Consider the following 20,382-nt stretch of genomic DNA (forward strand, 5'->3'; position numbering starts at 1 on the left):
GAGGTGGTGGTGCCGCCGTCGGCGTCCGTGTAGGAGATCAGCCGGCCGAGCTGGTCGATCACCCGGGTCAGCGACTTGCCGCCTGCGTTCGTCTTGACGATGTCGCCGGTGGCGGGGTCGTACTCGGTGGTGACCTTCGGCAGCGCCTTGCCCTCGTCCGAGGTGATCTCGGTCGAGAGGATGCGGTCCGCGCCGTCGTAGGTGGTGACGGTCTTGCGGGACTTGCCCGCGTTGGTCTCGGTCACCTCTTCCGGCTCGCCGAACGGCGAGTAGCGGGTGACCCGCTTGACCGGCAGCGTCGTCGGCATCCGCGACGCGTCCGCGCCGGTGATCGCACCACCCGGACCGGTCACGCAGGGCAGGCCCGCCCACTCCGGACGGTTGGCGCACAGCGCGTCGTCCGGGTTGGCGCCGGCGGTGTAGAACACCGACTTCACCGTCCCGGCGTCCGCACCGTTCGAGCCCGGCTTGCGGGATTCGACGGCCCGGCCCGAGGCGTCGTACCTGACCGTCGACGTCAGCTTGGCGCCCAGCGCGTCCGTGGTGATGGACGTCGCGGTCTTCAGCGCCCAGCCCGAGGTCCCGCCGATCGGCGTGTCGTAGCCGGTCCTGGTGACCCGCAGCTCGACGTCATCGGCGTATCCGTCGATCCGGGCACCGTCGGTCTGGGTGGTGACCAGGTGGTACGCCTTGCCGTCCGGCTTCCCCTCGTCGTAGGTGTTGGTGTTGTGGTCCCGCGCCACCACCGGCGTCCCCGCCGCGAGGGCCGGGTTCACGGTGGTCTTGGTCAGCGTGAGGGTGTCGATGCCCGCCTGGTAGTACGGCTGGCCGGCCGACGGATTGGTGCCGGTGACGACCAGGTCGAGCTGGTGGTCGCCGCGGGCCAGCTGCACCGGGGCGCCGGCGGACCACGGCGAGGTGGTGACGCCGTTGTTGTAGCCGTCGAAGCTGCCGGTGACGTCGGTGCCGTCGAGGACGAACTTGACGATGCCGTAGTCGGCGGCCTTGGTCATCCTGGCGGAGAGCAGGTACTTGCCCTCCTCCGGGACGCTGACCCGGAACGAGGCGCTGTCCCCGGTCTTCTTGCCGAGCAGCATGACCTGGGCGTTGCCGGACCAGCCGCCCCCGCCGACCCAGCTGCCGTCGCCGTTCTGGGTGATGACCGAGGCGGTCGTGCCCAGGCGGGGCATGTTCTCGCCCTCGACCGTGACGGCCGCCGGGTTGGTGCCGGCCGCGACGTCCTCGGCGAGCGAGGCGCGGTACACCGGGCCGAGCGTCTCGACGACGTCCAGGCCGTCCGCGCTGAAGGTGGTGCGGGAGTCGAGCAGACGGGCCCGGTCGGCGGACGCCGCGGGCAGGCCGAGCTCCTCGACGAACCGGGCGGTGTCCGGGTGGGTGCCCAGGGCGATGGCCCGGTTGGTGGCCTCCAGGGTCCGGACGGCATGGCCGTAGCGGTCGTACTCGGTGGTGTCGATGTCACCGCCGGGGGTGACGGACGGGCTCGCCGCGTTGACCTCGTTGCCGGAGGCGTTGAGGTAGTGGACGGCGGCCGGCCTGTAGCCGCCCGGACCGGGCTTGACGGCCGTCGCGGTGTTGACGCCCGGGTCGTCCTCCGGACCGAACACCGCCGTGGCGTCGGTCGGCGCGTCCAGCTGCGCCCACTTCGCCACGTCCGCGCCCGACAGGTCGTACGGACCGCCGGCGCCGGTGGTCAGCGGCACCTCGTAGACGACGTTGGTCGCCACCTCGCCGCTGACCTGGTCCTTGCTGCCCTGCGCCAGCGCGGCGCGGCGGACCTTCAGCAGGCGCCCCGGGTCCTGGTCGGCCGCGGCCTTCCCGTAGTCGAGGTTCCACGGCAGCTCACCGGCGGCGGTGATCCGGGTGACCCGGCCGTCCGCGTCGTAGTCGTACGTGGTCTTCAGCGGCTGGGCCAGGCGCGGGTCCCACACCTGGACCAGCCGGCCGCGCTCGTCGTACGCGTAGCGGGCGACCTCGACGGCCTCCTGCTTCGCCGTGACCGGGTTCCACGACCAGGCCCTGACCGAGCGGATCCGGTCGGTGAAGTCACCGGGGGTCCCGGCGACCGCCGTCGTGGTGACCGCGTAGTCGTAGTCCATCGCCTCGCAGCCGCGCGGCAGCGGGTCGACCAGGCAGCCGCCCGTGTCGTCCACGCCGGGCTCCACCGTCGGGACGGCGCGCTTGGGCAGCGCCCGGCCGTCGGTGACGTCGTAGACGTAGCGGGTGGTCGAGGCCGCCTCCGCGCCGGTCTCGCTCTGGACCTGGAACGCGTTCGTGCCGAGACCCCGGGCGAACACGGTGGTGCTGCCGTCGAGGTCGGTGAGCTTGTAGGTGGTACCGGAGTTGGCCGGGGTCCACTTCTGGTTGAGACCGCCGTGGCACCAGTGCAGGGTGACCTGGGTGCCCTGGCCGCCGGAGTCCGGGGCGTCGAGGCACTTGCCGGAGTTGGCGTTCATCAGGCTGCCGTCGGGACGGACCTCCCACTGCTGGGCGCCGGTGCCGTTGCAGTCCCACAGCTGGATCTTGGTGTAGTCCGCGGTGGAGGCGTTCGGGACGTCCAGGCACTTGCCGACCGCGGAGACCGAGCCGTTGTCGCCCAGGACCCACTGCTGCGCGCCGCTGCTGTTGCAGTCCCAGGTCTGGATGGCGGTGCCGTTGGCGGTGTTGCCGCCGTTGACGTCCAGGCAGCGGCCGGTGGTCGGCGTGGTGATCCGGCCGGCCACGGCGGGCTGGGCGGTCAGGGTGAGCGACTCGGCGCCCGGCTCCGGGAAGAAGGTGCCGCCGGTGCCCTTGGCGAAGGTGAGCGAGGAGTCGTCGGTGAGCTTGATCTCCGCCAGGTCGGACTCGGGGAAGCCCAGCGAGCGGTACTCGGAGCCGGTACCGGCGTCCGGGCCGCCGGACCACTGCGGGCCGAACGGCGCGACGATCTCCTTCAGCGACAGATCGTCGAAGAAGACCTCCTTCCCGTTGCCGGAGAACCCGTTGTAGAGGCGGAAGAACGCCTCGGTGGCGTCCTGCGGGACGGCCATGTCGACCGTCAGCTGCTGCCAGCCGTCGGTGAACCCGGCCTTTCCGGAGGTGATCTGGGCGTAGCCGGCCGCGGTCTTGGTGAAGCCGGCCAGCCGCAGGCCGCGGTCGGTGAAGTCGGGGCCGAGACCGGTGGCGCCGGGGACGTAGATCCAGCCGGAGAGCCGGTAGGTCCGGCCGGGCTTCATGCCCATGGCCATGGAGTGGTCGCCGATGGCGGCGTAGGAGTCCTGGCCGGTGGCGTTGGCGACGATGCGCAGCGAGTCGGTGCTGTTGTCGTGGCCGCGGGCGGTGGAGCGCTCGACGGTGGCCTGGACGGCGGTGAAGCCGTTGGTGTCGAACCCGATCTGCCGCTGGTTGGCCGTCAGGCGCTCGCCCTGCGGCTGCCAGCCGCGCCCGAGGTCGCGCGAGGAGGAGCTGCGGGCCACCGACACGCCGAACTCGTCGGCGTCGGTCACGTCGACGGAGTAGTCGCCGGTCAGCAGGTTGACCGAGCCGGGGCCGATGTCGGCGCCGGCCGCGCCGTCGGCGTTGCGGTCGACGGTGATGGTGTTCCAGGCGGTCGGGTAGCCGGTGCCGGAGCCGTCCTGCGGGAACAGCAGGGCGCGGACCTGGACGACGCCGCCGACGGTGCCGAGGGTGTCGACGACCGTCCAGTTGGCGTGCGGGCCGAGGTCGGCGAGCAGCGGCTTCGGGTCGGTGACGGGCGTGTTGTCGGCCTTGGCCAGATTGGCGAGCGGCACGTTGTACTCGGTCGCGCCGGGGCCGCGCCGGTACTGGTAGACCACCCGCTTGTACTGGGTCTGGGCGTCGACCTGGAGCTTGACGCGCTTGGCGGCCTGGCTGCCGTCGACCGGGGAGACCAGCCCGGCCTGGCCGACCGAGAAGGCGAAGACGGTCGGGTCGGACAGGTTGCCCGCCCGGTCCTTCGACTGGACCTTCAGGGTGTGGTGGCCGTCGGTGGCCGGGGTGATGGTGGCGTTCGCCGCGCCGGTGGCGTCGAGGGTCACCGCGGCGGCGCCGTCGAGGCTGTGGACGAAGGCGATCTGGTCGGCGACCCCGGGGGCCGGGGTGAAGGTGAAGGTGCCGGCCTGCCCGGCCGAGCCGTGCCAGAGGCCGTCCGACGGGTAGGAGGCGGAGTTGACGAACGGCGAGGCCGGCTTCGCCGTGTCGGCGATCACCGTGACGCTCGGCGTCCACCCCGAGTTGACCTGGCCGTCCCAGAGCCGCGAGCCGATCGAGTACGACACGCCCTCGTCGAGCCGGGCCAGCCCGAAGTCGGCGGGCCGGACCTGGAGGTAGCTGCCGTTGGGGCCCTGCTTGTAGACGCGCTTGACGAAGACGCCCTCGCGGTACAGGTCGAAGTCGGCGCCGACGTCACCGCCGTCCGGGTCGCTGGCCAGCACCTGGAAGACCGGGGTGGCGGAGGAGGTGTAGCGCGGGTTGCCCTGCTGGGAGGGCAGGACGTCGACCGTCGAGGGGGTCGGCGGCACCGAGTTGTAGGTGATCGACAGGAACGGGGCGTGGCCGCCCTCGGAGGACTCGAACTTCTTCCACCCGTAGGAGTCGTTCTCGTCGGTGGCCTTCAGGCCCAGCGCGTAGGTGCCCGCGCCCATGCCGGACCAGTCGCGCACCAGGTTGGTGACGTCCGCCTTCGCCCAGTAGGTGCCGTCGGACGCGTAGCAGTTGTACGAGTCGGGGTCGCCCGCGATGTCCCAGGTGTCGGTGGACTCCCCGTACTTGGTGATCAGGCCGGGCTGGTTGCCCCACCTGCTCCCGGTGCTCGCGTACTGGGCCGCCCAGACCTCCCACTTCCTGGGGCTGCAGGAGTAGGAGTGGAAGTTGGCGAGGTACAGCTTGGCGTTCAGGATCTGCTTCCCGTTGAACCCGCCACCGGGGAAGTGCAGGAAGGAACGGGCCTTGACCGCGCCGCCGTTGTACGTGCCGACCTTCAGCTCGGTCGACGAGGACTGGTCGGTGCCGAAGTCGGTCTGGACGAAGGTGTCGAAGTTGGTGCCGACGTCGACCACCGGGTCGATGGTCACCGGGTACCGGGTGCCCGGGTCCGCCAGGAACGCCGGGTCCGCGGTGAACACCAGCTCGCTGCCCGGGCCCGCGCCGCGCAGCTCCATCGACACCGCGCCGCGGTGCAGGTGCTCGCCGGACGCCTCGTCCAGCGCGGCGTCCCACATCACCGGGGCGGGGATCCGCACGGTGGGCTTGCCGCCCGCCGCGTCGGTCAGGTGGATCGAGCCGTCGTCCTGGCGCTCCACCTGGTAGCCGGTGGTGTCCAGCGGCAGCGTCAGCGTGCCGGCCTGGGAGACGGCGTCCCGGTCCTTGACGATCAGGTACTGCTCGAAGCCGGTCCTGGTCGCCTCCAGCACCAGGTCCACGCCCGGACGGGCGTCCGGGTAGGTGGCGGTGGAGCCGGAGAGCTTCGGCTTGGGCAGCTTGCCGAGCCAGCCGAGTTCGACCTGCCGGTCGCCGGAGCCGACCTTGACCAGGTCCTGCGGGGCCGGGGCGGGCGCCGGGGCCTGGGGCTGCGCCTCGGCCGCCGGGGCCGGCGCCGCGAACGGCGATGCGGCGGCCGGGGTGCGGCGGGCCCGTGCGGACGGGTCCGCGGGCACGGCCGGGGCCGGGGAGGCGGGTGCGGGCACGGCCGGGGCCGCGGACGGCAGCGGGTCGCCGGTCTTCACCGAGGCGTCGCCGCCGGCGAACACCAGGCCCTCCGGGTGCGCCTTCGGCGCGACCTTGCCGTCGCCGGTCTCCACCAGCGTGGTGTCGACGGGCACCCAGGCCTCGCCGAGCTTCATCCGGATCGGGCCGGCCGAGAGCTCCTGGCTCAGCGTGCCGTCCGGGTTGGCCCAGAGGGTGAGGGTCTCCGTCCGGGCCCCGGTCACCTCGATCCGCCGGTTGTTCGTCCGGGCCGCCAGCAGCGCCGACGTCTGGTCGGGCGCCTCCGTCACCGGGGCGGTGCCGGCGGACCGGGCCGCGGGCGAGGGCTCCGCGGCCGCCGCCGGGGGCGCGGTCAGCCCGTTGAGGGCCACGCCGGTCTCCACCAGCAGGCCGAGGGCGGCGAGCACGGCTATTCGCCGTGCCCTGCGCGTAGTGAAGGCCCCACCTGCGAACGCAGGTGAGGCCTGGGACTTCCGTAGCAACGCTACTCCCGAGGGATCATCGTCTGTGGGTCCGACCTGAGGAAAGGTCAGGGCATAAAGATCCCATAAGGAATAGTCGGAATCCCTCGGGGTTTGTATCGATCTGAAGACGAACAATGCGACAGGTCGTCAGAAGGAGGGACGATCCGCGCACTCCTTCCCATTCGGGGAAAAGCTCCCAATCGGGCGCGATCACGGCGCTCCCGGCCCGGCCTCCCGGGGGTACCCTGGCAGCCGCCGTCGAGTAGGGAGCGTCCGGGAACGTGTTCGTGAAGATCTGTGGTCTCAGCACCGCCGAGGACGTCGCCGCCGCCGTGGCGGCCGGTGCCGACGCGATCGGGTTCGTGCTCACCGAGAGCCCGCGCCGGGTGTCGCCGGAGCTGGCGCGGGAGCTGGCCGCCGCGGTGCCCGAGGGGGTGCTGACGGTGGGCGTCTTCCGCGAGGAGCCGGCCGCGTACGTGCGCGAGGCGGTGCGCGCCACCGGGGTGCGGGCGGTGCAGCTGCACGGCAACCACCCGGCGGCCGCCTTCGCGGAGCTGTCCGACCTGGGGCTGCCGCTGATCCGGGCCACCTCGGCGGCCGCCGCGGCCGGGGCGGACAGCGGTGACTTCGGCGAGGACCTGCTGCTGCTCGACGCGCCGGTGGCGGGGGCGGGCGAGCCGTGGGACTGGTCCGCGCTGGGGCGGACGCCCCCGGCCGGGCGGTGGGTGCTGGCGGGCGGGCTGAGCCCGGCGAACGTCGCCGACGCGATCGCCGTCGCCAAGCCGTGGGGCGTGGACGTCTCCAGCGGCGTGGAGGTGCGGCGCGGCGTCAAGGACCCGGCCCTGATCGCTGAGTTCCTCTGGGCCGCCAAGTCCGCCTGAGGGCCGGCCGGTGGGCCGGGGCGGCGCCGCGGTGCTCCGCGCGCCCGGGCGGGCTCCTCGGCCTACCGTGGAAGGAGCCCGGCCGACGGTCCGCGCGCCGCGGTGTCGTGCGGCCGCGGTGCCGTGAGGCCGCGGTGGCGCGAGGCCGCGTCTCCCGTGAGGAAGGTGAGCCGCATGTGTCGTTGGCTGGCCTATTCCGGATCCCCGATCAGGCTGGAGGTCCTGCTTTACAAGCCCGCCCACTCGCTGATCGACCAGAGCCTCCACGCCCGGATGGGAGTGGAGACGACCAACGGCGACGGGTTCGGCATCGGCTGGTACCCCGCCGACCAGGGCGCGCCCGGCCTCCGGGAGCCCGGCGGCGTCGTGGAGCCCGCGGTCTTCCGGGGGACCGGGCCCGCCTGGAGCGACCGCAATCTGCGCGAGCTGGCGCGGTGCGTGAGCTCACCGCTGTTCGTCGCCCACATCCGCGCCTCCACCGGCACGGCGGTGCAGCAGACCAACTGCCACCCCTTCCGCTACGGACCGTGGCTGTGGCTGCACAACGGGTCGATCCGCGACTTCCCGGAACTCAAGCGCGACCTGATGGTCGCCGTGGACGCCTCCTTCTACCCCTCGATCGAGGGCTCCACCGACTCGGAGCTGATGTTCCACCTGGCGCTCACCTTCGGGCTGCGCGACGACGTCCCGGGCGCCGTCGAGCGCATGGCCGGCTTCGTCGAGGCGACGGCGGCCCGCCACGGCGTCGCCGACCCCCTGCAGATGACGGTGGCGGTCTCCGAGGGCAAGCGGCTGTGGGCGTTCCGCTATTCGAGCGAGCGCGCCTCGCGGTCGCTGTACTTCAGCACCAGCGTCCAGGCGCTGCGCGCCCTGCACCCGGACAACCCCGTCCTGCAGATGGCGTCCGAGCAGGCCCGCATCATCGTCTCCGAGCCGCTGGGCGACCTGCCGGGGGCCTGGAACCCCGTTCCCGAGTCGAGCTACGCGGTCGTCCAGGAGGGCCACGACGCGATCCGCACCTTCCGGCCGCAGGCCGCCGCGGTCTGATCCCCGGCGTCGTGCGGCCCCCGGCCCCCGGCCGCGGGTGGTGGTAGCGTGCGCCGATGGGACTCTTCGGGCCGTCGTGGGCGGCGCTGCGGTCGGCGGTCGACGCACTCGCGGCGGAGGACTTCACCCGGCCGTCGGGGTGTGCCGGCTGGCTGGTGCGGGACCTGGTGTGCCACCTGGTGATCGACGCCCAGGACGTGCTGATCACCCTGGTGACCCCGTCCCCGGCGGAACCGACCACGGACGCGGCGTCGTACTGGCGGCCCGCCGCCGGACCGCCGGACGGGCCGGACCCGCTGGACGCCCTGACCGTCCGGCTGGCCGCCGCGTACGGGGACCCGGCGCTGCTGCGCTTCCACCTGGACGACGTCGGCTCCGCGGCCGGGCGCGCCGCGGAGCTCGCCGACCCGGCGCTGCGGGTGGCCACCCAGGGGCAGGTGCTGACGGCGCGCGACTACCTGGACGCCTACGTCCTGGAGTGGACGCTGCACCACCTGGACCTGGTCGCCCACCTGCCGCACGTGCCGGGACCGCCCGCCGAGGGGCTCGCCGCGGCACGGCGGCTGCTGGAGCGCGTCGCCGGGGCCCCGTTCCCCGCACCCTTCGCGGACGCCGACGCACTGCTCGTCGGCACCGGGCGGCGCCCCGCGACACCGGCCGAGCGGTCGTGGCTCGGGGCGCCCGGCCCCGGGGCGCCCGACGACTCCGGGGCGCCCGACGACTCCGGAGGGCTCGGGCTCCCCGGGGCTCCCGGGGTGAGGCTGCCGCTGATCCTCGGCTGAGCGGCCCGGTCTACGAGGGCGAGCCGGCGGGCGCCTCCTCCAGACCGTGCGCGGTGACCAGGTGCGCGGTGCCGTCGGCCAGGCGGTAGGAGACGCCGATCACCGCGGCCGTCCCGGCGGCGACGGCCTCGGCGAGGGTGCGCGAGCGCTCCAGGAGCAGGTCGACGGTGTGCTGGATGTGGGTGTCGATGAAGTCGGAGTTCTCCGTGTGCCCCGCCGCCCGGGCGGCCAGCACGCTCGGGGTCACGCGTTCGATCACGTCGCGCACGTAGCCGGTGGCCGTGGTGCCCTCCTCGACGGCGGCGCGGGTCGCGGCGACGGCGCCGCAGGAGTCATGACCGAGGACGACGACCAGCGGGCTGCCGAGCACGCTGATGCCGTACTCGATGCTGCCCAGCACCTCCGCGCCCACCACGTGCCCGGCGGTGCGCACCACGAACAGGTCGCCCAGCCCCTGGTCGAAGATGATCTCCGCGGCGAGGCGGGAGTCGGAGCAGCCGAACAGGACGGCGAACGGGCTCTGCGCGGGGGCGATGGCCGCCCGCCGGGCGGCGTCCTGGTTGGGGTGCTCGGGGGATCCCGCCGTGAATCGCCGGTTACCGGCCAGCAGGGTTTCCAGGGCGGCGTGGACAGTCATTCGATCACCGGTCATGGTGGCAGCCTACGGTGGGGCTCCGGGCCGGGCAGCACCGGGGACGGGCAGGCCGCCCCGGATCGGGGCCGCGGCCGGGCGGCGGCCCCCGGGCGCGGCTCAGCGCAGATCGTCGAGCAGGCCGTCCAGGGCCTCCCCGAGGGCCGCGGCGTTGGCCGGACCGAACCAGGTGGTGCGGATGCGCTCGTTGCTCCCGCCGGGTGTCTCGTGGTCGGCGGCGAGCCGGTGCAGGGGGCGGGTCCCGTCGGCCAGGGAGCGGCCGACGCCCTCGAAGAGGCCGCGCACGTAGCGGTCGGCCACCTCGGGCGCGATGCCGTGATCGGTGGCCCAGGAGGTGAGGGCGGTCAGGTAGGCGTAGTGGGCGGTGAGGGTCCCGGTCAGCGCGGAGAGGACGGCGAAGGTGTCCTCGTCCGCCACCGGGAGCGCCCCGCCCAGCCGGTCGAAGAGGGCGTCCACCACCGGGTGCGAGGGCCGGGTCACGGTGACCGAACGGCGCTCGCGCACGGCGGGCAGCGGGATGGCGTGGACGATCGGGGCGCCGGTGGCGAGGGTCCGGCGCAGTTCCTCGGTGGAGACGCCGGCCGTCAGGTTGACCACGGTCCTGGTGCCGTCCACCTTCAGCCCGGCGAGTGCCGCGCGGTGGTCCTGGCGGCGCAGCGCGAGGATCACCAGCTCGGAGCGGTCCACCACCTCCTGGTTGTCGGCGCACACCCGGACGCCCTCGAAGCGCCCGGCCAGCTCGGCGGCGGTCCGGGCCCCCCGGGGGGAGAGGAAGACCTCCTCCGGCGGTGCGGAGGCGCCGCCGCCCCGCAGGCCCTCGACGATCGCCCGGCCGATCTCGCCCACTCCGATGATGCCGATGCGGTGCACTGTGTCGTCCTCCCGTGTACGCGGTGGTGGCGGCCCCCGGTGGCGGCCCCGGCGGTGAGGGGCCGGCCCGGCCGGCGTGCCGCCGGTCGCGCGCCCTCGTCGTCCCCGGGTGCCCCGGTGTTCCCCTCCGTCAGTTCCCCAGGGCCGCGCGGAGGAAGCGGAGGATCTCCGCCTGGGCCGTCGCGGCCTGCGGTTCGAGGCCGGGCAGGGTGAGGAACGCGTGCTGCGCGTCCGGGTACTCGGAGAGCCGCACGGGCGTCCCCGCCGCGCGCAGCCGCTCGGCGTAGCGGCGGCCGTGATCGGCGAGCGCGTCCCGGGTGGGCACCACCACGAGCGCCGGGGCCAGGCCGCCCAGGTCGTCCGCGTGCAGCGGCGAGAGCGTGCGGGCGTCGGTCCCCTGCGGGACGGCGAGCCGCTGGACGAACCGCAGGAGCGGCAGGGCCGGGGACGGCTCGTGGGCGTACTCGGTGACGGAGGGCAGGTCGAACATCGCATCGGTCACATCGGCCAGCGGGTTGACCAGGACCTGCGCCCTGAGCTCCAGGCCCGCCTCCCTCGCCCGGAGGGCGGTCAGCGCGCTGACCAGCGCGCCGAAGCTCTCGCCGAAGACGGCCGTGCGCGCCGGATCGGCGCCCCACTCCCGGGCGTGCCGCAGCACGTGGCCGAGGACGTCCCAGCCGTCGTCGGCGGCGTCCGCGAGCGGGCTGCCGGGCGCGAGGAGCCGGTGCTCGACGGAGACGACGAGCGCGGGCAGCCGGGCGGCGAGGTGACTGTTGGTCCAGTCGCACTGCACCGCCGTGCCGACGAAACCGCCTCCGTGGACGTGGACGACGAGCGGCAGGGCGGTCCGGGTGGCGCCGTCCCCGTCCCCGTCACCGTCCCGGTTCCGGTCGGTGGCCGGCCGGTACACCCGGACCGGCAGGTCCCGCCCGGGCAGCGCGACCCGCTGCCACGCGACGGCGGCGCCGGGGTCGGGCTCCCCGAGGAACGCCCGCGCCGCGCCGGAGGCCCGGAAGCGGTTCTCCGCCTCGCGGTAGGCGAGCAGTTCCTCGGCGGTGACCGTCGAGAAGTCCGGCTCGGGCGGCCGCGCGGCGGTCGTGCTCCCGCTCATGTGTCCTTCTTCCCTCCCGGCCGGTCGCCGGGTGTGCGGTGACGCTCGGACAGCTGGTCGTCCTCATTATGCACGCGGTGCGTGCAACACCAAGTGCACGGGTTAGGCTGAGACCTGACGAGAGGGGCGAGATGACTGGCCGCAGGCGATGGTCGACCGAGGAGATACTCAAGGCGGCGGCGGAGCTGCTGCGCACGGGCGACGCCGAGTCGTTCAGCGTGCGCAGACTCGCCGCCGCGCTGGGGACCGACTCCTCCAGCCTCTACCGGCACTTCCGGAACAGGACCGAACTGCTGCGCGCCGTCGCCGACCGCGTCCTGCTGGCCGCCATGGACGGCCACCGCCCCGAGGGCGACTGGAAGCAGCGCATCACCGCCCTGGCCCTGCGCCTGCGCGAGGCCTTCGGCGAACAGCCCCAGCTCGCGGCGGTCTGGGGCCGCTACGGCTCCGGTGGCACCGGCTCCCGGGCGGTCATGGAGGAGGTGCTGCAAGCCCTGCGCGCCTCCGGCCTGCCCGACGAGGAGATCCCGCTCCGCTACCACCGCATCGTGACCCTCATCGCCGCGCTGATCTCCGCCGAGGCCGGCTTCAGCGCCATCACCCCCGAGGAGTACGAGCAGGGCATCGAGCAGTTCCGCGTCGCGGTGCTCGGCGCGGACCCCGACCGCTTCCCCGCCCTGGCCCACTTCGCCCGCGACCTCCGCCCCCTCGGAGCGGACCGCCGCGCCGTGCTCGAAGACGTCCTCGCCGCCCACCTCGCCCACATCGAGGCCCGGACCGCCTGACGCCCCGGCCGGGCGCGTCGCCGGGGCGGGCGCGGAAGTGCACCCGGTCAGGTGAACCTGCGGAGGCGACGTCGATCCGGGCGGGGGCGGGCGCGTCGGGCGCGTCGGGCGTGGGAGGGCCCGGCGGGGCGGTGCGGGGGCGTCGTGGGCCGCTGCCCGGAAACGCCGCGTTCGCCACAGGCTCGCCGGGAACCGCCCGTGTTGAACGGACGGTTCGAACAGCGGCAGGATCCAGCGCCATGGACGACACCTGGAAGACGCTCAACTCCCTTGCCCAAAGCCTTGATTCGCACTCCGCGATGGTCGGCGAGCAGCGCTGGCTGATGCAGATCGTGAAGCTCCAGGAGGAGGTCGGAGAGGTCGCCGAGGCCGCGATCGGGGCGCTGGGGGAGAACCCGCGCAAGGGGCGCTCCCATGACTGGGACGACGTACGGAAGGAGGCGTGCGACGTCGCCGTGACGGCGCTCGTCCTGCTGGTGCGGATGGGCGGGGACCCGCGCTGGTTCTTCGAGGAGCACCTGCGGATGGTCGCCGCCCGCACCCCCGCGCGACCGGTCGCGCCGTAGCGGTCTCCGCCACGGCCGGGCCGTGGCGCAGGAGTGGGTGACCCCGTAGGTCCGTGCATGACACCATGACCTCGCGATCGGCCGGATCTTGAGGGGGGCCGGTCCAGCTTTCGACCGCAGCGGGGAGCCGGGGGACAGGCGTGCTGGAGTTCGCGGTGCTGGGGCCGCTGGAGATACGCCGGGACGGCCGGGCCGTCCCGATCGCCGGGCCGCGACGGCGGGCCCTGCTGGCCGTCCTGCTGCTGAACGAGGGTCAGGTCGTCTCGCTGGACCGGCTCATCGACGCGGTGTGGGGCCACGCGGCGCCCGCCTCGGCGCGGGCGCAGGTGCAGTCCCTGGTGCACGGGCTGCGGCGGGCGCTCGGGGAGGACGGGGCGGGGACGCCGCTGATCGAGACGCGCGCGCCCGGGTACGTGCTCAGCGTGGCCGGCACCGCCTCGTTCGACCTGGCGGAGTTCCGCGAGCACGTCGAACGGGGCCGTGCCGCCGCCCGGGCCGGTGAGACGGGTACGGCCGCCGAGGCCTACCGGCGGGCGCTCGGACTCTGGCGGGGTCCTGCGCTGGAGGACATCGGCACCGCGTTCTCCGACGCGGTCGCCGCACGCCTGGAGGAGGACCGGCTGGCCGTGCTGGAGGAACGGCTGGAGGCCGACCTCGCCCTCGGCCGGCACGGCGAACTCGTGCCGGAGCTGGTGCCGCTGACCGCCGATCACCCGCTGCGGGAGCGGCTGCGCGCCCAGTACATGCTCGCGCTGTACCGCTGCGGACGGCAGGCCGACGCGCTCGCCGTGTACGCCCGGGGCCGTGAACTGCTCGACGACGAGCTCGGCGTCCGGCCCGGCGAGGAGTTGCGGCGGGTCCACGCGGCCATCCTCGCCGCGGATCCCGGGCTCTCCCTCGCCGGCCCGGTGGCGGGGGAGCCCGCCGAGGCGCCGCCCGGTCCCGTCGTACGGCCACCGGCGCGGGCCGCCGCACCGGTCCGCGGCCGCACCGGCGCGGCGAGCCTGGTCCTCGGCCTGCTGCTGGTGCTGCTGCCGGTGGCCGTGCGCGGGGACGCCTCCGCGCCGGGCGCCCCGGGTACCCCGGCCCCGGAGCGCGGGCCGTCGCAGCAGGTGCTCGGCCCCGCCTGGGTGGGGGAGCCCGCGGCGCCCGTCGCCCCGGAGCTGTTCGGCGTGACGCTCAACAGCTCCTCGGGCGCGATGCCGTCCTTCCGGGTCGGCGCCGTGCGGCTGTGGGACAGCCGCACCCGGTGGACCAACGTCGAGCCCCGCCGCGGCGAGTTCGACTGGGAGATCCTCGACCGCCTCGTCGCCGGGGCGGGCGTGGAACGGCTGCCGGTCCTCTACACGATGGGCGGCACCCCGGGCTGGGCCGCCCCGGACGCGCCCCGGATGGCCTACGACGACGGCTCCCGGACCGGTCCGCCCGCGGATCCGGCCGACTGGGACGAGTACGTCCGCCAGGTGGCCGAGCGCTACCGGGGCCGGATCGACGCCTACGAGCTGTGGAACACGGCCAACTCCCCTCGCTTCTACACCGGTGATCCGCAGACACTGGCCGCGCTGACCGAACGGGCCGCGCGCATCATCAAGGCCGCCGACCCGTCGGCCACCGTGGTCTGCCCGTCCATGGGCGAGCTCTGGGACGAGGCGCCCCGCCGCTTCCTCGCCGACTTCGCCGCCGCCGGCGGCTACCGCCACTGCGACGCCGCCGGGGTGAAGCTCCACCAGCGCAACGAGGGGGACGCGCCGGAGACCATCGTCGAACTCGGCGCGCTCATCGACCGCACGTTCCACCAGGCCGGCAGCCACCTGCCGCTGTGGAACACCGGGACGACCTACCGCCTGGCGGCCGACTCCACGCTGGGCGAGGAGCAGGCGGTGGACCAGGCCGTCCGGTTCTACCTGGTGGGCCTCTACCTGCGGTACCCGCGGATGTACTTCTACAGCTGGGGCGGCCGCCGGCTGCCGCTCGTCCTCCAGGCCGAGGGCGGGCCGCCCACCCGGGCGGCGCTGGCCGTGGAGGAGCTCCAGCGCTGGCTCGCCGGAGCCCGGATCCGCTCCTGCGGTCACGGCACGGCGGTGGGTCTGCCGGCCGCGGTGTGGGAGTGCCGGTTCCTCGTCCGGGGCGAGCACGGCGCGCAGGGGGAGGAGGCCGCCATCCGCTGGACGGACCACGGCGAGGCCGTGATGACGGCGGGCCCCGACGCCTACCGCGTCGACCACCTCGACGGCACCACGACCTCCCTGGCCCCGGGCGGCGCCCTGCGGATCGGCGAACGCCCGGTGCTGGTGAGGCACCGGGCGTCCTGATCTACCCGACGACGATGAACGGGGACGAGAGCACGGTGTCCCAGATCTTCTGCCACTTGTTGGGCCGCCACAGCCCGAGCGGCACCAGGCCCATCCGCACCGAGGACCAGTGGGACGACCTGAAGCCGTCCGTGTCCGGGTAGTACGCCTTGGAGCTCGCACCCGGCGCCAACGAGTGCTTGCGGGAGTTGCTGCACGGGCCGCCGTTGCACCAGCTCTCGGCGATCTGGATGGTGTGCCAACCCAGGTTGATCACGTGTCCGCACACGACGTACCGGATCTTGCAGCCGCCGTACCCCGTGGTGTCGGTGCAGTTGACGGCGTCCCCGTTGCAGTACTCGTACGCGTTGGCGTTGCCGCCCAGGGCTCCGTCCACCTGGAGGAACCGCCCCAGCGCGGGCGCGTACAGCCGCACGCCCATCAGCAGCGTGCCGCCCTGCGCCTCCGCCGAGCGCTGCTTCTGCCCGAGCCAGCCGTACCGTGCCGCCGGAGGCTGTCCGGCGGCGGGCACGCCGTACTCGTCGGTGGCCCTGGTCGTCACCGTGCCGCCGGCCGCGTCGAGGACGGCGTCGACGTCCCCGTGCAGGCCGGTCAGCTGGACGCGGACGTCGCCGCCGGCCGAGGTGGTCGCGGCCAGGTTGCCGTCGATGCCCACGACGTTGCGGGTGATCGCTCCCGTCGCCCGGTCCTCGACGATCCAGCGCGGCGAGTCGTCCTCGGAGCCGTAGTGGTTGACCTTGCCGGCGGAGGTGGTCCAGCTGCCGTCCGCCGCCCTCTCCTGCACGACCCAGGAGCGCGGCCGCATCGCCGGGTCCAGCTCCCACGTCTGCCGGGTGGAGCCCGACGTCTGGCTGCGCACCCGGTCGTTGACGTGGTACTGGATCGCCGTTCCGCCCGGCAGCGAGGTGGTCCGCCCGAAGGCGTCGTACGCGTACCCGGTGCCGACCAACCGGTCGGCGGTGTCGTAGGCGTACGTCTCGGTGCTGCCGCCCGTCGTGGCGCAGGAGGCGGCCGCCGTGGCGGCGGTGGTCCCGGCGGTGCGGTTGGAGTTCCGGTCGAAGGCGTACGTCCGCCGGGTGCACCCGCCGTTCGCGGTCTCGTCGACCGTGGTGAGGCGTCCGGCCCGGTCGTAGCGGTAGGTCACCGCGGCCGGACCGGACCGGCTGCTCCACTGGCCGTGGACCGTCGGCGTGACGGCGTCCGCCAGCAGCACCGCGCCGTTGCGGGTGTAGGACCGGCGGACCGGCTGCCCCGTCTCGTCGGCGGCCTGCTCCAGGCTCACCCCGCCCGGGAGCGTGGCGGCGGAGAGCCGCCCGGCGGCGTCGTAGGAGGCCGTGAACGCCCCGGCGACCGAGTCCGACAGACCGGTGACGAGACCGCGCGGTTCCTTCACCGTGTCGTAGCTGTACGTCGTGGAGCTGGGCGCCGAGTCGGTGACCCGGACGGGCCGGTCCAGCGCGTCGTAGCCGAAGGCGGTGCGCCCGCCGTCGGCGTCGGTGTAGGCGAGCAGCCGGCCGAGGAGGTCGTACTCGCGCAGGACCGTTCCGCCGGTGGACGCCGTGGTGCCGGCCCGTCTGCCGGTGGCCGGGTCGTACTGGGTGGTGGTCTCGGCGACCGGGGTGCCGGAGCCCCCGGTGACCGCGCTCCTGGTCTCCCGGCCGGCGTCGTCGAAGGTGTTGGCGGTGGTGCGGCTCACGCCGTTGGCGGTCTCGGTGATCGTCGCCTGCTGGCCCCACCGGTCGTAGGTGATCGTCTTCGTCACCAGCTGCTGCGGATTGCCCTGGCCGCCGGCGACCGGGCCGGCCGGGGCGGTGCGGCACACCAGCCCGGCCCACTCGGGCCGCCCGGCGCACTCGCCCGTGCCCTCCGCCGTCCAGTAGGCGGTCACGGTGGTGCCCGCGTCGGAACCGTCGGAGGCCGGCAGACCGGAGCGCACGACCCGGCCGGCCGCGTCGTAGCCGGTGGTGCGGGTGAGCGCCAGGCCGTCCGGGTCCTGGACGTTCCGCACGGGCTGGCCCGTCGTCCAGTCGTACCCGGTGGCCGTGGCCCGCACATCGGCGTCCACGGGATAGCCGGGGACGCTCGCGCCGGTGTCCACCCGGGTGACCAGGTCCTCGACGACGGCCGAGCCGTCGGTCGGGCGGCCCGTGTCGTAGGTGTTGACCACGTGCCGGCGGGCCGGGGTCCGCCCGCCGGGCGGGATCGCCGGCAGGCCGTCGGCGGCGGCGAGCCCGTCCGCCAGTGCCACCGTGTGCAGCGGGCCGAGGGTCTCGGTGACCCGGCCCCCGGCGGCGTCGTGGAGCGTCAGCTCGGACAGTTGCCGGGCCCGTTCGTCCGTGTCGAGCCCGAGCAGGCCCAGCTCGGCCAGCCGCGCCGCCGCGCCCGCGCCCTGCCCCAGCGCCAGCGCCCGGTCGGCCGCGGAGAGCTCCCGGACCGTACGGCCGGCCCGGTCGTACTCGACGGTGGAGAGGTGGCCGCCCGGCTGCGCCGTGTTGACGGAGCGTCCGTCCACGTCGAGGTAGTGCACGGTGGCCCGCCGGTAGTCGCCGCTGCCGAGCGCGCCGCGTCCGGTGGCGGAGGCGGGCACCTGGTCGGCGGGGAAGACCGCGGTCGCGTCGACGGGCCGGGCGCCCTGGCCCCAGCCGGCGATGTCGGTGGCGCCCATCGCGTAGGGCGCGCCGGGGCCGGCGACCGGGACGTCGTAGACCACCGAGACGGCGCCGGTGCCGTCGGTGCGGTCGGCGCTGCCGGGCACCAGGGTCGGCCGGGAGGCCTTCAGCAGCATGCCGTCGCCCGCGGTGGCCGGGTTCCCGGCCCGGCCGTAGGTGAAGGTCCACGGGAGCTCGCCGGGCGGGGTGAGTCCGGTGACCCGGCCGGCGTCGTCGTACGCGTAGGCGGTCTTCAGCGCCGGGGTGATCCGCGGGTCCCAGGTCTCGCGGAGCCGCCCCTCGGCGTCGTAGGCGTAGCGGGCGACGGAGGACGCCTTGACCACGCCGTCCGCCGGGTCGGTGGCCCAGACCCGGGCCTCGCGCACCTGGCCGGCCCGGTCGCCGAGCGCGGTGGCCGTCGCCGTCGTGGCCGTGGCGTACACCAGGTCCAGCACCTTGCAGCCGCGCAGCGGGGCGACGCCCGAGGCGGTGTTGCAGACGGCGAGGTTGGCGAGCGCCGGGGTCGGGGCGATCATCCGGACCGGCCGGGCCCGCACCGTGCCGTCGCCGCCGACGACCTTCTCCGCGATGTGGAGCACGGTGGAGTTGGGCGTGGCGGGGGCGGTGGTCCGCACCGGGTAGGTGGGCGCGGCCGGGTCGACCTTCTCGAAGGTGGTGACGGTGCCGTCGGTGCGGGCCAGCGTGAAGCCGCCGGAGGACAGCGTGCCGGTCAGGGTGAGCGCCTCGGCGCCGGGTTCGGGCGTCCACGCCCCGGCGGCGGTGGCGGTGAATCCGGTCACCGAGCCGTCGGTCCGCACCACCTCGACCGAGGTGGGCGAGGTGCGCCGGAGCTGGACGTAGTCGCTGTCGGCGGCCTGGGCCACGCCGCCGGTCGTCCACTGCGGACCGAACGGCGCGACCTGGCCCTCCTGCCGGGCGCCGGCGTCCGGTTCGCGGGAGGAGGCGGTGCGGCTGACGGCGAGGTCCAGCGCGGAGGCGTCGGTCGTGGTCAGCTCGAAGTCACCGGTCAGCAGGTTCACCGAACCGGGGCCGATCTCCTCGGTGGCCGCGCCGTCCGCGCCGCGGTCGAGCACCAGGCGCACCGGTTCGGTAGGGGAGCTCCCTGTCGCGGCCGTGAAGACCGCCCGCAGGTCGATCGTGCCGTCCTCGGGCAGCGACCGCGCGACGTCCCACTGCAGATCGGGCGAGACCCCGCCGGTGGTCGCCACCGGCCAGGTGACCGCCGTGCCGCTCGCGGCGAGCACCGTGTCGGCGGCGGGCACCGTCCGCCAGGCGTCGGCCTCGCCGCGCCGGTACTCGAACCGGACCTGGGTGTGCTCGGGGGTGAAGGCCGCCGACAGCGGCACCCGGCCGGGGGTGCGCCGGCCGTCCGCCGGCGAGGTCACCGCGCCCCGGCCCGTCCTGAAGGTGTACCGGGTGACCGGGGAGAGGTTGCCCGCCTTGTCCTTCGTCCGCACGTGGAGCGTGTGCGGACCGACCGCGGACGGGGTGACGGTGACCGTGACGGGCCCGGTCGCGGGGACGAACGTGCCGGGCGGGTTGGTGTCCAGGCCGTACACGAAGCCCGCGAGGTCGGTGGTGCCGGCCACCGGGGTGAGCGTGAACGAGCCGGCCTCGCCCGCGCCGCCGGACCAGGTGCCGTCGGCCGGGTACTTCGCGGACGCCACGCCCGGTGCCCCCGGGACGGCGTAGTCGGTGGCGCAGACCGGCACGCCGGGGACCGGAGCGTTCTGCTCGCCCTGGACCAGGGCCGTCGCGGGGAGGAACCCCCAGGCGTTGGTGTAGCCGTAGTTGTTGTCCCGGTTGACCGCGTCGCCCTGGGTGTAGAGCCACCAGGTGTTGGTGTTCCCCTGGATCACCGGATTGGCCCGGCCCTGGACCTGGCAGACCCCCCAGATGTCGGACCCGAGGTTCATGGCGGTCACGTCGTCGAGCGGCGCGGCGTCCTGGATGTTCGCGAACATCGTCTGGGCGACGTAGGTGGCGCAGTGGTAGATCCTCGGGAACGGCCGCCCCTTGTAGTCCGTCACCGTCCGGGACTCCGCCGAGCACGGCGCCGTCGCCGCGCCCGCCGGCCCGGCGGGCACCGTCAGGCCGCCCACCAGCATCCCGAACGCGGCCAGACGGGCCGCCAGCCCCCATCGTGGTCGTCTCATCCTTCCGCCCTCCCGGCAGCGGCTCCCACCGCTGCCCGACGCGCGGTCACCGCCACCTCGGAACGGGGCGGCGCCGCTGCGGAGGACCGTACGGAGGGCCGCTTCGAGCCCGCTACGACACCGCTACGAGCACCATCGCCGCAGGTCGGCCGCGCCCCGGGCGGCTCGCCGGCGCCCCGAACGGACCGACCGCCGGCTCCGCGCCTTCCTCCCGGAGGGCGCGGGATGCCCGTGCGGCATGATGGGCGGGTGGATGACGAACCGTACCGGGGCGAGTTGACGGCGTTCTGCTACCGGATGCTGGGTCGTGCCACGATGCCGAGGACGTCGTGCAGGAGACGCTGCTGCGGGCCTGGAAGGCCCGCG

11 protein-coding genes and 1 pseudogene are annotated in these 20,382 nt (G+C 74.5%); 7 read left to right on the forward strand and 5 right to left on the reverse strand.

Annotation, left to right across the window (positions count from 1 at the left end; translation table 11 throughout):
- A partial coding sequence (locus ACFXAM_RS19030) for a ricin-type beta-trefoil lectin domain protein (protein ID WP_380292624.1) occupies positions 1-6,128 on the reverse strand: 6,128 nt, incomplete at its 3' end.
- 344 nt (positions 6,129-6,472) lie between these two features.
- On the opposite strand from ACFXAM_RS19030, the gene ACFXAM_RS19035 reads away from it, so the two are divergent.
- The 3 genes from ACFXAM_RS19035 to ACFXAM_RS19045 all read left to right on the forward strand — a co-directional run bounded on the left by ACFXAM_RS19035 (position 6,473) and on the right by ACFXAM_RS19045 (position 8,895).
- A complete protein-coding gene (locus tag ACFXAM_RS19035) occupies positions 6,473-7,066 on the forward strand; it encodes a phosphoribosylanthranilate isomerase (RefSeq protein ID WP_380292626.1) in 594 nt (197 codons plus the stop codon).
- A gap of 174 nt (positions 7,067-7,240) precedes the next feature.
- Positions 7,241-8,113, forward strand: coding sequence for a class II glutamine amidotransferase (locus tag ACFXAM_RS19040; RefSeq protein WP_380292628.1), 873 nt, complete (start codon positions 7,241-7,243; stop codon positions 8,111-8,113).
- A gap of 56 nt (positions 8,114-8,169) precedes the next feature.
- The gene (locus tag ACFXAM_RS19045; protein WP_380292630.1) at positions 8,170-8,895 is read left to right on the forward strand and encodes a maleylpyruvate isomerase N-terminal domain-containing protein; all 726 of its coding nucleotides are present in this window, start codon (positions 8,170-8,172) and stop codon (positions 8,893-8,895) included.
- A gap of 10 nt (positions 8,896-8,905) precedes the next feature.
- On the opposite strand, the gene ACFXAM_RS19050 is transcribed toward ACFXAM_RS19045, so the two are convergent.
- From ACFXAM_RS19050 to ACFXAM_RS19060, 3 genes are all read right to left on the reverse strand, one after another.
- Positions 8,906-9,547 (reverse strand): carbonic anhydrase, encoded by a 642-nt coding sequence (locus ACFXAM_RS19050; RefSeq protein WP_380292632.1) that lies wholly within the window; start codon positions 9,545-9,547, stop codon positions 8,906-8,908.
- Between the two features lie 99 nt (positions 9,548-9,646).
- Positions 9,647-10,417, reverse strand: coding sequence for an NAD(P)-binding domain-containing protein (locus ACFXAM_RS19055; RefSeq protein WP_380292634.1), 771 nt, complete (start codon positions 10,415-10,417; stop codon positions 9,647-9,649).
- A 130-nt stretch (positions 10,418-10,547) separates the two neighbouring features.
- Positions 10,548-11,528, reverse strand: a complete 981-nt coding sequence (locus ACFXAM_RS19060) for an alpha/beta hydrolase (RefSeq protein WP_380292636.1) — start codon at positions 11,526-11,528, stop codon at positions 10,548-10,550.
- Between the two features lie 131 nt (positions 11,529-11,659).
- On the opposite strand from ACFXAM_RS19060, the gene ACFXAM_RS19065 reads away from it, so the two are divergent.
- From ACFXAM_RS19065 to ACFXAM_RS19075, 3 genes are all read left to right on the forward strand, one after another.
- Entirely contained in the window at positions 11,660-12,313 is a 654-nt protein-coding gene (locus ACFXAM_RS19065; RefSeq protein ID WP_380292638.1) for a TetR/AcrR family transcriptional regulator, read from the forward strand.
- A 239-nt stretch (positions 12,314-12,552) separates the two neighbouring features.
- A complete protein-coding gene (locus ACFXAM_RS19070) occupies positions 12,553-12,879 on the forward strand; it encodes a MazG-like family protein (protein WP_380292640.1) in 327 nt (108 codons plus the stop codon).
- 140 nt (positions 12,880-13,019) lie between these two features.
- Positions 13,020-15,191, forward strand: a complete 2,172-nt coding sequence (locus tag ACFXAM_RS19075; RefSeq protein WP_380292642.1) for a BTAD domain-containing putative transcriptional regulator — start codon at positions 13,020-13,022, stop codon at positions 15,189-15,191.
- A 1-nt stretch (position 15,192) separates the two neighbouring features.
- Here the strand turns inward: ACFXAM_RS19075 and ACFXAM_RS19080 are convergent, their stop codons facing one another.
- Positions 15,193-20,016 carry an RHS repeat-associated core domain-containing protein gene (locus tag ACFXAM_RS19080; protein WP_380292644.1) on the reverse strand — a complete coding sequence of 1,608 codons (4,824 nt, stop codon included), beginning with the start codon at positions 20,014-20,016 and terminating at the stop codon, positions 15,193-15,195.
- A 225-nt stretch (positions 20,017-20,241) separates the two neighbouring features.
- On the opposite strand from ACFXAM_RS19080, the pseudogene ACFXAM_RS19085 reads away from it, so the two are divergent.
- Positions 20,242-20,382 (forward strand): annotated as a pseudogene (locus tag ACFXAM_RS19085) (sigma factor); the annotation flags it as partial.

This window comes from Kitasatospora sp. NPDC059462 (genome assembly GCF_042749955.1).
Classification (GTDB): domain Bacteria; phylum Actinomycetota; class Actinomycetes; order Streptomycetales; family Streptomycetaceae; genus Kitasatospora.